Consider the following 14,288-nt stretch of genomic DNA (forward strand, 5'->3'; position numbering starts at 1 on the left):
GGGTGGGGCGCTGGATTTTCTTAGCTTTTGTTATCGTCGGGGGGCTAGCGAGGGGCGGAATTTTGGGTATTGATTTTCACCATCCAATTCCCCCGATTACTCCCATGAAATCGCTGCTGAAACTTGAAGAGCTGGCCGAAATGCTGCTGGCCGGGTTTGTGTTCGCCCACCTGCCCGTTGCCTGGTGGGTGCTGCCCGCCACTTTTCTGCTGCCCGACCTGAGCATGCTGGGCTACCTGGCCGGCCCGCGGGTGGGCGCCGCCAGCTACAACCTGGTGCATCACAAGGCCACGGCAATAGCCGTAGGCGTAGCGGGGTGGCTGCTGGGGCTGCCCCTACTGGTGCTGGCCGGCACGGTGCTGCTGTTTCACAGCGCCTTCGACCGGCTGCTGGGCTACGGCCTCAAATACGCCACCGCTTTCCAGGATACGCACCTGGGCCGGGTGGGCAAAGCGCCCGCCGCGACTAGCCCAGCCGCATCGGCCCTACATTTGGGCTATGCAGACGCTCACTAGCCGGCCGCCGATACCTATATACCCGTTTGAGCCAGACGAGCTAAGCGGGAGCAGCTGCTTCTCCCTCGTGCGCTCGGAAGGTGAGCTGCCCTACGAGGCCGACGTGCTGCTGCCGCACCGCAAGGCCTACTATATGCTGGTATTTACGAAGCGTACGCGCGGCCGGCACTGGGTCGATGCCGTGCCCTACGTGCGCCAGGACCACGCGCTGTACTTTTCGAGTCCCAGCCAGCTGCTGGTGAAGGAGGAGCCGACGCCCTTCTGGGGCACCCGGCTCCAGTTCACGAAGGAGTTTTTGGCCTTGCAGCAAAACGCGGCCCTGCGCAGCCTGCCACTCATCCAGAACCCGCACCACGGACACGAATTGCGCCTGCCCGCGGCCGATGAAGCCGTGGTAGACGACCTGCTGCTGAAGCTCGAAGCCGAGTACCAGCGCCCCGGCGAGTGGCAGCACCAGCTGCTGAGCGCCTACCTGCTGGTGCTGCTCACCTACCTGAGCCGGCTGTACACGGAGCAGTTTCCGGGCGGCGAGCCCTCGGCCGACCAGCGGCTGCTAAAAGCTTACCAGGCCCATATCGAGGAAAATTTCCGCGAACTGCACGAGGTGGGTGCCTACGCCGAGCTGCTGCACATTTCGGCGGGGCACCTGAGCGAGGTGGTGAAGGCCCAGAGCGGGAAGTCGGCCATCAAGCACCTGCACGAGCGCCTGGTGCTGGAAGCCAAGCGCCTGCTGTTTTACACGCCGCAGTCGCTCAAAGAGCTGGCCTTCGACCTGGGCTTTTCGGATGCCTCGTACTTCAACCGCTTTTTCAAGCGCGAAACCGGCCAGACGCCGGCCGAGTACCGGGTCAGCATCCGCAAAATGTACCAGTAGTACCGCGAAATGGGTGCCAGCCGCGCCGCCAGGGTAGGGTAATTTTGTGCTGTTAATTATTTGACTAACAGCAACCATGAAAACCGCTCTCATTACCGGCGCCAACAAAAGCATCGGCTTCGAAGCCGCCCGGCAGCTCCTCCAGCAAGGCTACTATGTGTACTTGGGCAGCCGCGACACCCACAACGGCCAGCAGGCCGTCGACCAGCTCAAGGCCGAAGGTCTCACCCAGGTCGAGCCCATCCAACTCGACGTAACGAGCAGCGACTCCATTGCCGCTGCCCGCGCGGCCCTGGGCCAGAAAACGCCGGTGCTCGACGTGCTCATCAACAATGCCGGCATTTTGGGCGGCATGGTGCAGCCGGCTTCGAGCACCAGCCTCAGCACCATCCGGGAGGTGTTTGACACCAACGTATTTGGGGTAATCGGGGTGACGCAGGCGTTTCTCGACCTGCTGCGGCAGTCGCCCGCGCCGCGCATCGTCAACGTCACATCGGGCCTGGGCTCGCTCACGCTGCACACCAACCCGAGCTGGAAATACTACCCGGTGAAGGGTGCCGCCTACCAGCCCTCCAAGGCTGCCCTGAACGCCTACACCATCATGCTGGCCTACGAGCTGCGCGATACCCCGTTCAAGGTGAATGCCGTGGATCCCGGCTATACCGCCACCGATTTCAACCACCACAGCGGCCCCGGCAGCGTGCAGGCCGCCGCCGCCCGCTTGGTAAAAGCCGCCACGCTGGGCCCCGATGGGCCCACCAGCCAGTTTTTCAGCGACGATAACGCGCCGGAAACAGGCATTAGCCCCTGGTAGCCAGGGCGGCGAATCGCACTAAAAACCCAGCCGCTGCCGCCCCCGGTAGCGGCTGGCGGGTTTTGGGGCTGGCGGGTAGGGCGCACTCAGTACCGGGAGAAGCACTCGTTGCAGCCGCTCGTTTGAAGTATTACCCCAGATAAGCTACAGTACCTGGGGCGACGAGTCAAAGCGGTCGAGCAAGCGCAGCAGGTCGGCACCTTTGGTGAGTATGGCGATGCCAGCCTGCCCGGCCGCTTTATTTGTCTGCTGCCGCGGGCCAGTCCTGCGTGCGCGACGAATTTCTGGCTGAAAGCTCCGCTACTCATGCCGGTGCTTACCGACATAGTCAGCCACCGGGCTGGTGGAAATAAGCTGATTGGCTGGATTAGATACCTGGGTGCTTGGCTAATTTTGTGCTGGCCCGCAGGCCGGGTAACTGGGTCGACCGCATCAAGTCCCATCTTTGATGAAGGAAACCCGTATACGGATACCATATGAGTGAAATTGCGCTTGAAACGGAATCGTATGGAGCTATTTATTTAGACTCTGAAGTTCCCTGCATCATTATCCGGTGGTTTGGCTTTGCCAATAGCGAGCAGCTGCACTACCTGATGAATGCAACGCTGGATTACTATATTGCCGAGTGCCGGCATCGGCCCGGCCCATTGGGCTGGATAGCCGATTCGCGCGGCCTCGGGGCCATTAAGCCCAACGACCAGCAGTGGCTGCACACTGATTGGAACCCCCGTACCTATGCGGCGGGCGTACGCTACATTGCCATCGTAGAGGCGGAGAGTGTGTTCGGTAAAATTTCGGCGCAGCAGTACGTAACCAACGTCATGCAGAGTACCGAGTATACTTTTTATACCCGCGCGGTACCCACCCTGGAGGAGGCCAAGGAGTGGCTTAAGGAAGTACTGGCCACGGCACCTAATCCGAATTAATTTAAGTATGCGCCAAGAATTAAAGAGCCCTCTGGGCCGGACGTACCTGGTGATTGAGCCCGACCCTCTCAACCGCTGGATTGACGTAAACTGGATGGGCTACCTTACCAGCCAGAGCATTCAGGCTGGTGCCGCCGCCTACACCGCGGCCCTGGCCAAGTGGGGCTACCACGCGGTGCTCAACGATACGCGCTCGGTGCTGGGCCCCTGGGAGCACTCCATGGATTGGGTGGTGAATACCTGGGCCCCTGAGGCGGCAGCAGCGGGTCTTACCCATTTTGCGATGGTTAGCACCCCCGAGTCGATGGCTGATTTATCGGCCATAAAGTTTTATCAGCAGCTGACCGCCTTCAAAGCAGAAGTGTTTTCTGATATCGAGGAGGCCCGGAGCTGGCTGCGCCAATTTTCGCTCGGCGATAAAGCGTCGGTGGCGTAGCCGCGCAAAGCTGCCTGCGCCCTGCAAAGCCAGTGCTGGTTCGGGATGGCTTAACTGCTTGGCTTCCACCATGATAATTCGTGAGAAAGACAATTGGCTGCGGCTGCTTTTCGTGTGGCACGGCTCGGTGCTGCCCCAGATACTGCCGCGCCTGCTGGCGCTGCTGGTGCTTTCGGTGGGGGTAGTGTTGGGCCACGGGCAGCTAATGCACTACAAGGTGCCGCTCACGGCCGCGCCGTTTACCTTGTTTGGGGTTACGCTGGCCATCTTTCTGGGCTTTTACAACAATGCCAGCTACGACCGCTTCTGGGAAGGCCGCAAGCAGTGGGGCGCGCTGCTGAATACAACCCGCTCGCTGGCCCGGCAGGCGCTCACGCTGAGCAGCCCGCCGGGCGGCGAGCCGGCGGCCCGGCCTTTTGTGCGGCTGCTCATTGCCTTTACCTACGCTCTGAAGCACCAGCTGCGGCATACCGACCCGGCGCCCGACCTGACGCGCCTGCTGCCCGCGCCGCTGGCGCAGGCCGTGCACCAGGCCACCTATCGGCCCATGCTGCTGCTGCTGGAGCTGGGCCGCTGGGTGCAGCAGGGTCGCAAGGCCGGGCAGCTCGACACCACGACCCAGCTGGCATTCGACCACAACTTTAACCAGCTCTCCGACATTGTGGGCGGCTGCGAGCGGCTGGCCGGCACGCCCATTCCGTACACGTACAGCGTCATGCTGCACCGCACGGTGTACCTGTACTGCTTTTTGCTGCCGTTTGGGCTGGTAGATAGTACGGGCTGGCTCACGCCGCTCATCGTAGTGTTCGTAGCCTATACGTTTATGGCCCTCGATGCCATTATGCGCGAGATTGAGGAGCCCTTTGGCACTGGCCCCAACGACCTGGCCTTGAATACTATGAGCCACATGATAGAAGCTACCCTGCTCGAGCTGGCCGGCGAAGCGCTGCCACCGGCACCGGAATATCGCAGTCGCTATATGTTTGACTAGCCGCGGCGGCTACGTAGCCGCTGCGGCCGGGCCTGCCGTATAGGCTGGCTATGATTCCCCTCATCACCCACACGCCCCGCTTGCTTATTCTGGCCGCGAGCCGGGCCCTGCTCACGGCCGAGCTGCACAAGCCGCAGTATTTTCCAACCCTGCTGGGGGCCGCGCTGCCTACCGACTGGCCACCCGGCGAGTACGACCGCGACGCGATGGAGTATTTTCTGGAAAAGCTTACGGCCGGGGGCCGCGATGCGGCGGGCTGGTACAACTGGTACGCGCTGCGCAAAGCCGAAGGCGACATCCCCCGCACGCTGGTAGGCACGGGCGGCTTTATGGGCCCGCCCGATGCGGCCGGTGTAGTTGAGTTGGGTTATTCCATCGCTGCCGACTGGCGCGGGCAGGGCCTGGGCAGCGAGCTGGTGGCGGGCCTGGTGCACCAGGCCGCCGCAACCGGCCTGGTGCACCAGCTGGTAGCCCACACGCCCCCCGAAAACCTCACCTCCCAAAAGGTGCTGCTCCGCAATGGGTTTGCGTCGGTAGGAACCGATGTGAACGGCCGTCTGCGCTTCGAGCGTAGCGTGGAGCCCGCCGTGGTGGAGCAGCCGGCCTGAGCGGCGCAAAACTGCTTAAAACCGGATTTTTAGGTAAAAAAGCAAAATTTGGCTTGCTCGCCCGGCCACGGCGGCCGGGTTAGCGTAGGGGCAGTCTATTCGCCGCCTTATGCTCGTCTCCACTCAATCGCCCGGCACCAAGCGTGGGCCTGCCCCCGGCCACTTCTGGCGTTGGGCCGCCCTGCTGGCCGGTGGCCTGCTGCTGGCCGGGCTGGTGGCGGCCCGGCTGCTTGACCCCTGGCTGGTGCGTAAGCTTGGGCAGCAGGTAAGCCGGCAAAGCCACGGAGCCTATCGGCTGCGCATCGGCGAGCTGCGCGTCGGGCTGTGGAGCCGGAGCCTGAGAATTCATCGCGCCCAACTGGTGCCAGCTCCTGAAAAACCCGGCGGGTGGCCACCCGGCTTGCCGCACGTAAGCTTGTCGGCGGCTGATATTCAGCTGAGTGGCGTAGGCATACTGGCTTTGCTGCGCGGCAGCGTGGTGCCCATCGACAGCCTGGTGGTAAGTGACGTATCGCTGGAGCTGCCGGCTGGCCTGCCCCGGCAAATGGTAGCCGATAAGCAGCCGCTTTATGCCTACTTACCCAAGCAGCTAGCGGGCCTGCGCCTGGGGCTGGTGGCCGTGCGCCACCTGCGGGCCCGCTACGCCGCCGGCCCCGATACTCTGGCCGACGTAAATAGCGCCACCCTGCTGGCCCGCAATGTATTGCTGAGTGCCGCCGGTGCTGCCGATGCGCGCCGCACTGCCTACGCCGCCAGCCTTACCGCCCAGGTGCGCGGCGCGGCCCTGCGGCTGCCCGGCACCGTCGCCGAGCTGACGCAGGGCCGGCTGCGGGCTGGCCGACTGCTGCTCGACTCCGTGCGAGTGGTTACCGGTGGCCGGCAGCCAACCAGCTTGTGGCTGCCCCACCTGGCGCTCAGCGGCTGGCAAACGGCGGTGCTGCAGCATCAGCAGCGCTTTCTGGCCGATTCGCTGACGCTTTACCGGCCGCTGGTGCAGGGGCCGGTGCCCGCCTCTGCGGCCCAGCCCCTGTACCAGCGGCTGGCACCCTATCTGCGCCGGGCCGACCTGGCCAGCCTGCGGGTGCAGGCCGGCCAGGTGCAGGCGGCGGGCGCCGGCCTCAACCCTACGGTGCGCAATATTACCCTGGAGGCCCAGCAGCTGCGCGTAGATGCCGCTGCCGCCCGCGACCCGCACCGCCTGGCCTATGCGCGGGCGTGGCGGGCGGCCACGGGGCTTATCACGGCTACCTACGATGCTCCCTTCTACCAGCTGGCTTGTCAGGGCCTGCGGCTGGATACCCGCCGCCAGCAGCTGAGCCTGCGGGGGCTGGCTATCCAGCCCACCGTATCGGCGGCCGACCTGGACCGGCGCAAGGGCGAGCAATCGGTACACCTCACCGTAAAGCTGCCTGCCCTGCGCCTGCTGGGGCTTGATTTTGGCCGGCTGCTGCGGCAGCATGAGCTGCTGGTTGGCACACTGGTAGCGGAGCGGCCCTGGGTGGAGATTGCCAGCGACGGCCGCGCCCCGTTGCCCCGGCAACCATCTGTCTTCACGCCGCTGGCCGTGCGCCGCGTGCCGCTGCTGGTGAGTATCAATAAGGTGCAGGTAGATGCCGGTACTATCAGCACGCCTTATCGCAGTCCGCGCAGCCCCGTGGTAGGTCACATTATTATCTCTCAGATGAGCGGCGAGCTGCATAACCTCAGCAACGACCCGCGCCGCATGACTAGCAGCCAGCCGCTGACGGGCACGGCCACGGCCTACCTGCAGGGGCAGTGTAAGCTGCAGCTGCAGCTGCGGATTCCGCTGCTCGACCCGCTCGGTCGCCACGAGGTAACGGGCACGTTCGGGGCCGCGCCGTTTGCCATTCTCAACCCTATGATTGGCCCGACGCGGCTGTTCGAGTTTGGCAGCGGCGATTTGAAAACGATGCGCTTTACCCTGCACGCCGACTTGCAAAAGGCCGATGGCACCATGTGGGCCGAGTATTCGGGCCTGCACCTGAAATTTGTCAAAAGCCAGCCCACCGGTATCAAAACCAACCTGCTGACGCGGCTGGAGTCGGGCGTGGCCAATGCCCTGGTTATTCGTGCAAATAACCCGCGCGCCAATGGGCGGCTGGCGCCCGGCCGCCTGCGCACCAACCGCGACTTGCGCTTCGCCGTGTTTGTGCTGTGGCGCCAGGCCCTGGTAAGTGGTCTGCTCAACAGCGCGGGGGTGCCGCAGGCCCTGGCGCAGAAGCTGAGCGAAGGCAAGAACTGAGGCGTGTTATTGGCGGGTAGCCTACTTTCGCGCCATGAGATTCACGCACTTATTGCTGGGCTTACCCGTAGCGGCCCTGCTGGCGGGCATAGCCCGCCGGCCGGCTCCGGCCGAAACCTTCGACCTGCTTATCGAGCACGTAAATGTGGTGGACGTGGCCACCGGGCAGCTGCGGCCCGACCAAACGGTAGCCGTAAAGGCCGGCAAAATAGTGCGGGTGGGGCCGGCGGGCCAGGCCCGCTACCAGGCCCGGAAAAAGCTGGACGGCACCGGCCGCTTCCTGCTGCCGGGCCTCTGGGATATGCACGTCCACTTCCGGGGCGGCGACAGCCTGGCGGCGGCCAACAAAAAAAGCCTCACGCTGTACCTGGCCCACGGCATTACCACGGTGCGCGACTGCGGCGGCGATATCACGCCCCGCATTTTTGAGTGGCGGCGTGAGGAAGACGCCGGCACGCTGGCCGGGCCGCGTATCTTCACCTCGGGCCCCAAAATAGATGGCCCCGGCGCCACCTGGCCCGGCTCGCTCGAAGTGGTGACGCCCGCGCAGGTGAGCCGGGCGCTCGACTCGCTGCAAAAGCTGCGGGTGGACTTTGTAAAGATTTACGACAGCAAGATTTCGGGCGATGCCTACCTCGAAACTATCTCGCAGGCTGAAAAGCGGGGCATGAAAACCACCGGCCACATGCCGTACTCCGTTACGCTGGTCGAGGCGGTAAACCGGGGCCTCGATGCTACCGAGCATCTGTACTATGTGTTCAAGTCCTGTTCAAGTAAGGAAGACAGCCTCACCGCGCTGGTGCGCAACAGCCTGAGTACGCCCAAGCCGCTGGGGCTGTTTGCGATGCTGCCGGCCGTGTACGATACGTATAGTCCGGCCGCGGCCCAGCGCATTTTCCGGCTCATGGCCAGCCACCACACGGCGGCCGTGCCTACACTGGCCATCGGCAAAACGCTGGCCGAACTTGGTGAGAACAACCATGCCCACGACTCGCTGCTGGCCTACATCGACCCCAAAATTCAGGCTACGTATGCCAAGCGCCTGGGTAGCGCCCGGCAGCAGTCGGCCGCGGCCCGGGCATTTACCCAAAAGCTGGAAGCCCGGTTTATGACCCTGGTGCCGCAGATGCAGGCGGCGGGAGTTACAATTCTGGCCGGCTCGGACAGCGGGCCGTTCAACTCGTTTACTTACCCCGGCGCTTCGCTGCAGGATGAATTGGTGCTGCTGGTGCAGGCTGGCCTCACCCCCGCCCAGGCCCTGCGGGCCGCCACGCTCAATGGCGCCGAGTTTATGGGCGTGGCCGCCCGCAGCGGCAGCGTAGCCGAAGGCAAAGACGGCGACTTGCTGCTGCTGGCCGCCAACCCGCTGACTAACATCGCCAACGTGAAGAAAATAGTGGCCGTAGTGGCGCGCGGCAAGGTGTACCAGCGCGCCGACCTGGGCAGGATGATGGCGGCGATAAAAAATAAATAGCGGCGCCTCTTACGCCCGGCCCATCTGTTTGAGGAACGCTACGTGCGAGGCCACGGCGTAGCGCATCTTAGGATATTCCTGGTAAGGCAGCCCAAACTCTTCGCAGGTTTGCCGAATGATTTTGCTCAGCATGGGGTAGTGAACGTGCGAGATTTTGGGGAACAGGTGGTGCTCGACCTGAAAGTTGAGCCCGCCCACCAGCCAGCTAATCAGGCGGTTGTCGGTGGCAAAGTTGGCCGTGGTGCGCAGCTGATGAATGGCCCACTCGTCTTCAAGCTTGCGGGTAGTTTCGTGCGGCGTCGGGAAAGCGGTTTGCTCCACGGTGTGCGCCAGCTGAAATACAATGCTGAGCACAAAGCCGGCTACTGCCGCCATAATCAGAAAGCCGACGAGCCAGTGCATAAGTCCGACAGTATATAGTGGAAGTGCAACGTAAAGACCCAGATTCAGCAGCTTAAAGCCCCAGAAAATGAGGTGGTCGTTGGTCGTCATCGGCTTGAGGGCCACGCTGCCGATGCGGCGGGAGAAATACTTCTGGTAATCGGTAATAAAAATCCAGGAAATGTACAGCAGGCTGTAAAAAAACCCAAAGTACAGGTGCTGAAAGCGGTGGGCGCGGTGGCGCGGCTGCTCGGCCGTCAGGCGCATCCAGGGCCGGATGTCGAGGTCATCGTCGACGCCATCGATGTTGGTGTACATGTGGTGTACGGTGTTGTGCTTGGCATCCCACATGTAGCTGCTGCCACCCAGTACATTGAGGGTGAAGGCGGCAAAGCGGTTGAGCCAGGCATGTCGGCTAAAGCTGCCGTGCGCCCCGTCGTGCATCACATTGAAGCCGATAAGGGCCAGCACGGTGCCCATCAGCACGCATTCCAGCAGGGCCCAGGCCGTCGGCGGCGTAAAGAAAACCAGGTGAATGTACAGGGCTATGAGGCTGCCTACCAGCAGCAGCGCCTTGCCCAGCAGGGCGCCGTTGCCGGTCTGGGCCTTGCCGGTGGTTTGAAAATACTGCGTGGTACGGCGCTTCAGCTCGGCGTGGAAGGTACGCGGAGGAGCAAATTTGGGAAGGAGCATAAAGGAGAGAAAACCAACTGGTTACTCGCAGCGAAACGGCCGCTGGAGCGGGGCCGCATCACCAAAGGGCAGCTACAGCGGACTTCTGCACCTTGCATAAGCCAAATTTCCGGAAGGCAGATACGCAGCTGCCGGCCCGATGGGATTGGCCGGCTGGCTACTTTGCTGCAAACCTACAACGGCAAAGCCCGGCAGTAAGTGCAGAATGGCGTTGGGTAGTTTGCCGCTGCTCGCGTTGGTGGTTCAGCTTATCGGCAGGCAGCCAAGTGGCGGGTTGTGCCGTAGAAGGCCAAGGTTCTCACCATTTTTCTTTCCTGCCATGTATCGCTTTTTGTTGTTTGCCCTGCTGCTAGTGGGCGCGGGGCTGGGCCAGCAGGCCTCGGCCCAAGCTACCAGCGGACTGCCGGCCCGGCCGGTGCCCTTTACCTTCGTGACCGACCAGGGCAACCTGCTGAGCGCAACTGATGCTAAAAAGCTGGACGGCGGCCTGCGCAGCTACGCCGAAAAAACCGGTACCCAGGTGGTGGTGGTAACGGTGCCGAGCCTGGGCGGCCGCCCGGCCGCCGACTATGCCCGCGAGCTGGGCACGGCCTGGGGCGTGGGCCAGCGCGATAAAAATAACGGCCTGGTAGTGCTGCTCAGCGCCCAGGACCACAAAGTGAGTATTCAGCCGGGCTCGGGCCTGCGCAGCTCCATCACGCCGGAGGTGGTAAACCGCGTTATCAGCCAGCAAATGACGCCGGCTTTCAAGCAGGGCAATTACTTTGCCGGCCTGCGGGCGGGCCTCAACACGCTGATGGTAACCGCCAACCCAAGCTCGGACCCGCGCAAGCAAACGGCCGGTACGGCTAGCACAGCCCCGGCTTCGACGGGTGCAGCAGCGGCGGCCACCAGTGGCGAGCTGACCGACAACACGTCCAATACGGCCTCAGCCATGCAGACGTCCTCGGCCCCCGACCCGGCCGGCGTGCAGCAAACCGAAACAACGACGTCGGCTTCGTCGGGCCTCGGTATGGGCACGCTGCTCATCGGGGCATTGGTAGTTGGCGGCATCCTGTGGTTTTTGCTGCGCCTGTTCCGGCGCAACAGCGCCCCGGCAGCTACTAACGGCGGCACCCCCAACTTTTACCCTAATCAGCCCAACCGGCCCGCCCAGCCGAATCAGCCTAATTTTTTTCCTAACCAGGGCGGTAATGCCGGGCCAGGCTATGGCGCACCGGCCCAGGGCAGCAGCGGCAGCGGTATGGGCGGCATATTGGCTACCGGCGCGGCCGCGGCCGCTGGTGCTTACCTCGGCAACCGCATGGCTTCGGGCCACGAGTCGGGCAGCGGAATCGGGCACGGCTTCGATAATACAAGCGGTGCCGGCGCAGCCGGTACTGCAGCCGGAGCCGCCGGCACCGGCGCGGCCGGCGATTATTTCTCGTCGAGAGGCGATAATAATGACAGCACGAGTAACGCCCCAGACTATTTCTCGGGCAACGACTCTAACTCGTCGGGCGATTACTTTTCTTCCGATAACTCGTCGTATGATGATACTTCATCGGGCGACACCGGCGGTGGTGGCTTCGATAGCACCGACGACAACAGCGGCTCGTGGTAGGCTGACCCGCAGCAGTTTAACAACGGGGCACCAACTGCACCTTGATTGAGCCGCCGCCCATTAGTGGGCGGCGGCTTTTTTAACGAGAATATATAGAAAACACAATGCTTTAAAGCTGTAGGAAATATAGCTGCTGGCAGTAGCTTGCGGCGTGAAGCCCGGTGGGCCGCTTTTAGCTAATGCTTTCTGCTTCTATGCGTAATCTGCTACTAATGCTGGCCTTAGTGCTAAGTGTTATGACGGCGCGGGCGGCGTCTCCGGCCGATACGGCCCGTGCCCGGCCCGCCTTTAACGTAGAGGCCGCCACCCAGCACTACCTCGATACCCTGACGCCGGCCCAAAAAGCGAGGTCCGACGCTTATTTTGAAGGCGGCTACTGGCTGCAGCTCTGGAACGTGGTATATGCGCTGGGGGTGGCGGGAATATTTCTGGGCTTGGGCTTGTCGCGCCACCTGCGCGGGCTGGTGGGGCGGCTGCCCCGGCCGTGGCTGCGTACCTGGGCGTACGCGGCGCTGTATCTGCTGGCCTCTTTCGTACTTAGCCTGCCCCTGACGGTGTACGAAGGCTACGTGCGTGAGCACAGCTACGGCCTCTCCAATCTGACTTTCGGGGCCTGGCTGGGCGAAACACTAACCAGCTTGGCGCTGTCGGTGGTATTTGGCAGTCTGCTGGTAGTGGCCTTGTATGCAGCCATCCGGCGCACCGGGCGCAGCTGGTGGCTGTGGGGCACGGCTATTGTGGGCGCTTTTCTGGTTATCTCGGTGGCGGTGGGGCCAGTGTTTATCAGCCCACTGTTCAATAAATACACGGCGGTGCCGGCCGGGCCCGTGCGCGAGGGTATTCTGTCTATGGCTCGCGCCGACGGCGTGCCTGCCGATAACGTCTACTATTTCGACGCTTCCAAGCAAAGCAAGCGCATCAGTGCCAATGTCAGCGGCCTGGGCAGCACTATTCGGGTATCGCTCAACGACAACCTGCTGCGCCGCTGCACACCGGCTGAGATACAAGCCGTAATGGGCCACGAGCTGGGCCACTACGTGCTAAACCACATTCCCAAAATGCTGGTATTCTTCATCGTGCTGCTGGCGGTAGCCTTCCGGCTGGTCGATTGGGCGTTTGGCTGGCTGGTGGCGCGCTATGGGCCACGGTGGGGCATTGCCGGGCTGGCCGACGTGGGCAGCCTGCCGCTGCTGGTAGCCCTGTTTTCGGTGGCAAGCCTGCTGGCTACGCCGCTAACCAATACCATCGTGCGCACGAGTGAGCAGGAAGCCGATATGTTTGGCCTGAATGCCGCGCGCCAGCCCGACGGCTTTGCGGCAGTAGCCATGAAGCTCTCCGAATACCGCAAAATAGCCCCAACCCCGCTCGAAGAAATGATTTTCTTCGACCATCCCAGCGGGCGTACCCGCGTGCAATCGGCCATGCGCTGGAAAGCCGAGCACCTGAGCGACCGCTAGGAATTACGTGGATACCAGGCCGGCACCAAAAAAAGCCCCTGGATGTAAGTAGTAAGGTTCTGCTACTTACATCCAGGGGCTTTTTCGGGGAGCCAAGCCGAGCGTGAAGCCTGGCTAGAACCTGTTATGCACTATTAGCATGCCTAGCGAGCATAATACAGGCGAAAACGACAAAATGCAGCTGTTGCAAGGTCTGGCTCAAGCGTTCGTGGTCGCGGGCCAGTCGCCGGAAGCGGCTGCACCAGGCAAAACTGCGTTCGACCACCCAGCGACGGGGCAACAGGACGAAACCCGTCTGACCTTCGGGCTTGGTTATGACCTGTAAGTCAATATCATGCACGGCGGCCTCGTATGCCGGGTCTTCCCCCGTGTAGCCCTGGTCCCCAAAGCCTACCTGCACGGTTTGGCCCGTAATCTCCTGCACCTGCCGGCACAACTCGCCCACTTGCGCCCGCTCTTGTTCGTTGGCTGGCGTGATGACGACGCTCAGCAACTGGCCCAGGGTGTCGACGGCGATGTGGGCCTTGCTACCCTTGCGCCTCTTTGCGCCGTCGTAACCCGCCCGGTGCCCGCTCTCTGGCGTGCTTTGCAGGGTCCGCCCGTCGAAAATAACGGCCGTGGGCGTGGCCGACCGCCCCAGCAGCACGCGCTGCAACTCGTTCAAATCTTGTACGATACGTTCAAACACGCGAGCATCGCGCCAGCGTTCCCATTGCTGGTAAACGGCCGACCAGGGTGGCAGGTCGCCGGGCAGGTAGCGCCAGGGGCAGCCCGTGTGGGCCAGGTAGCGCAAGCCGTTGAGCAGCGCCCGCAAGGGATGCTCCCGCTGAGGTGCGTCTTCGCGCATCAAACACAAATAGGGGCACACAAAGGCCCATTCATCATCGGAAATGTCGCTCGGGTAATGCGCTACTTTTGCCATGCCCAAATTTAGCTAGAGTACAGAACAGGCTCTAGTGTTTAGGCATCGTCACCTGGGGGCGACCCACTTTGATAACCCCGCGGTGGCCTTTCAGTTGCTGCTTTTTCTGGAAGCGCTTGTGGTAGCGCCAGCGGCCTATTACGCCCATGCGCCGCCAGCGCTTGCGGGCAGCGCCCCGGTGTTTATAGGAAGTGTAGCGCGGCCGATGGTGGCCGGGGCGCGGCCGGGCCCCGGCCGAATAGCTGGTCGCTAAGCTCAGCATTAAAAGTAGCAGCGTAACGAAGCGCAGCATCATAGGTGGCAGAAAAGAAGTGACCGGCGGAGGCTAACG

At 62.6% G+C, this 14,288-nt stretch carries 14 protein-coding genes; 11 read left to right on the forward strand and 3 right to left on the reverse strand.

Going from position 1 to position 14,288, the window contains the following annotated elements:
* Positions 1-104: 104 nt before the first annotated feature.
* From F6X24_RS06280 to F6X24_RS06320, 9 genes are all read left to right on the forward strand, one after another.
* Positions 105-515 (forward strand): DUF4260 domain-containing protein, encoded by a 411-nt coding sequence (locus F6X24_RS06280; RefSeq protein WP_151087194.1) that lies wholly within the window; start codon positions 105-107, stop codon positions 513-515.
* A complete protein-coding gene (locus tag F6X24_RS06285) occupies positions 499-1,389 on the forward strand; it encodes an AraC family transcriptional regulator (RefSeq protein ID WP_151087195.1) in 891 nt (296 codons plus the stop codon). Before F6X24_RS06280 ends, F6X24_RS06285 begins: the two co-directional genes overlap by 17 nt.
* 76 nt (positions 1,390-1,465) lie before the next feature.
* Positions 1,466-2,203, forward strand: coding sequence for an SDR family oxidoreductase (locus F6X24_RS06290; RefSeq protein WP_151087196.1), 738 nt, complete (start codon positions 1,466-1,468; stop codon positions 2,201-2,203).
* Between the two features lie 476 nt (positions 2,204-2,679).
* Positions 2,680-3,129, forward strand: a complete 450-nt coding sequence (locus F6X24_RS06295) for a hypothetical protein (RefSeq protein WP_151087197.1) — start codon at positions 2,680-2,682, stop codon at positions 3,127-3,129.
* A 7-nt stretch (positions 3,130-3,136) separates the two neighbouring features.
* Complete coding sequence (locus F6X24_RS06300; RefSeq protein ID WP_151087198.1) at positions 3,137-3,565, forward strand: STAS/SEC14 domain-containing protein; 429 nt, start codon at positions 3,137-3,139, stop codon at positions 3,563-3,565.
* A 70-nt stretch (positions 3,566-3,635) separates the two neighbouring features.
* Complete coding sequence (locus F6X24_RS06305; RefSeq protein ID WP_151087199.1) at positions 3,636-4,556, forward strand: bestrophin family protein; 921 nt, start codon at positions 3,636-3,638, stop codon at positions 4,554-4,556.
* 50 nt (positions 4,557-4,606) lie between these two features.
* Positions 4,607-5,164: a GNAT family N-acetyltransferase gene (locus F6X24_RS06310; protein ID WP_151087200.1), complete on the forward strand. Its 558-nt coding sequence runs from the start codon at positions 4,607-4,609 to the stop codon at positions 5,162-5,164.
* Positions 5,165-5,273: 109 nt separating this feature from the next.
* Positions 5,274-7,427 carry a hypothetical protein gene (locus F6X24_RS06315; protein ID WP_151087201.1) on the forward strand — a complete coding sequence of 718 codons (2,154 nt, stop codon included), beginning with the start codon at positions 5,274-5,276 and terminating at the stop codon, positions 7,425-7,427.
* 34 nt (positions 7,428-7,461) lie between these two features.
* Positions 7,462-8,901, forward strand: a complete 1,440-nt coding sequence (locus F6X24_RS06320) for an amidohydrolase family protein (RefSeq protein ID WP_151087202.1) — start codon at positions 7,462-7,464, stop codon at positions 8,899-8,901.
* A gap of 9 nt (positions 8,902-8,910) precedes the next feature.
* On the opposite strand, the gene F6X24_RS06325 is transcribed toward F6X24_RS06320, so the two are convergent.
* Entirely contained in the window at positions 8,911-9,975 is a 1,065-nt protein-coding gene (locus F6X24_RS06325; RefSeq protein ID WP_151087203.1) for a fatty acid desaturase family protein, read from the reverse strand.
* Positions 9,976-10,294: 319 nt separating this feature from the next.
* Between F6X24_RS06325 and F6X24_RS06330 the strand changes: the two genes are divergently transcribed.
* Together F6X24_RS06330 and F6X24_RS06335 are read left to right on the forward strand one after the other, a co-directional pair.
* Positions 10,295-11,578 (forward strand): TPM domain-containing protein, encoded by a 1,284-nt coding sequence (locus F6X24_RS06330; protein ID WP_191906480.1) that lies wholly within the window; start codon positions 10,295-10,297, stop codon positions 11,576-11,578.
* A 194-nt stretch (positions 11,579-11,772) separates the two neighbouring features.
* The gene (locus F6X24_RS06335; RefSeq protein WP_229725393.1) at positions 11,773-13,035 is read left to right on the forward strand and encodes a M48 family metallopeptidase; all 1,263 of its coding nucleotides are present in this window, start codon (positions 11,773-11,775) and stop codon (positions 13,033-13,035) included.
* Between the two features lie 124 nt (positions 13,036-13,159).
* On the opposite strand, the gene F6X24_RS06340 is transcribed toward F6X24_RS06335, so the two are convergent.
* Complete coding sequence (locus F6X24_RS06340; RefSeq protein WP_151087205.1) at positions 13,160-13,957, reverse strand: IS5 family transposase; 798 nt, start codon at positions 13,955-13,957, stop codon at positions 13,160-13,162.
* Between the two features lie 31 nt (positions 13,958-13,988).
* Positions 13,989-14,252: a hypothetical protein gene (locus tag F6X24_RS06345; protein WP_151087206.1), complete on the reverse strand. Its 264-nt coding sequence runs from the start codon at positions 14,250-14,252 to the stop codon at positions 13,989-13,991.
* Between the last annotated feature and the right edge of the window lie 36 nt (positions 14,253-14,288).

Origin of the sequence: Hymenobacter baengnokdamensis, assembly GCF_008728635.1 — a bacterium.
Classification (GTDB): Bacteria; Bacteroidota; Bacteroidia; order Cytophagales; family Hymenobacteraceae; genus Hymenobacter; species Hymenobacter baengnokdamensis.

What these genes read in the sequence shown, in the direction of transcription:
- F6X24_RS06290 (WP_151087196.1), top strand. Translation starts at nt 1,466, where the DNA reads ATGAAAACCGCTCTCATTACCGGCGCCAACAAAAGCATCGGCTTCGAA.
- F6X24_RS06345 (WP_151087206.1), bottom strand. Translation starts at nt 14,252, where the DNA reads ATGATGCTGCGCTTCGTTACGCTGCTACTTTTAATGCTGAGCTTAGCG.
- F6X24_RS06335 (WP_229725393.1), top strand. Translation starts at nt 11,773, where the DNA reads ATGCGTAATCTGCTACTAATGCTGGCCTTAGTGCTAAGTGTTATGACG.
- F6X24_RS06340 (WP_151087205.1), bottom strand. Translation starts at nt 13,957, where the DNA reads ATGGCAAAAGTAGCGCATTACCCGAGCGACATTTCCGATGATGAATGG.
- F6X24_RS06310 (WP_151087200.1), top strand. Translation starts at nt 4,607, where the DNA reads ATGATTCCCCTCATCACCCACACGCCCCGCTTGCTTATTCTGGCCGCG.
- F6X24_RS06280 (WP_151087194.1), top strand. Translation starts at nt 105, where the DNA reads ATGAAATCGCTGCTGAAACTTGAAGAGCTGGCCGAAATGCTGCTGGCC.
- F6X24_RS06330 (WP_191906480.1), top strand. Translation starts at nt 10,295, where the DNA reads ATGTATCGCTTTTTGTTGTTTGCCCTGCTGCTAGTGGGCGCGGGGCTG.
- F6X24_RS06325 (WP_151087203.1), bottom strand. Translation starts at nt 9,975, where the DNA reads ATGCTCCTTCCCAAATTTGCTCCTCCGCGTACCTTCCACGCCGAGCTG.
- F6X24_RS06300 (WP_151087198.1), top strand. Translation starts at nt 3,137, where the DNA reads ATGCGCCAAGAATTAAAGAGCCCTCTGGGCCGGACGTACCTGGTGATT.
- F6X24_RS06285 (WP_151087195.1), top strand. Translation starts at nt 499, where the DNA reads ATGCAGACGCTCACTAGCCGGCCGCCGATACCTATATACCCGTTTGAG.
- F6X24_RS06305 (WP_151087199.1), top strand. Translation starts at nt 3,636, where the DNA reads ATGATAATTCGTGAGAAAGACAATTGGCTGCGGCTGCTTTTCGTGTGG.
- F6X24_RS06320 (WP_151087202.1), top strand. Translation starts at nt 7,462, where the DNA reads ATGAGATTCACGCACTTATTGCTGGGCTTACCCGTAGCGGCCCTGCTG.
- F6X24_RS06295 (WP_151087197.1), top strand. Translation starts at nt 2,680, where the DNA reads ATGAGTGAAATTGCGCTTGAAACGGAATCGTATGGAGCTATTTATTTA.
- F6X24_RS06315 (WP_151087201.1), top strand. Translation starts at nt 5,274, where the DNA reads ATGCTCGTCTCCACTCAATCGCCCGGCACCAAGCGTGGGCCTGCCCCC.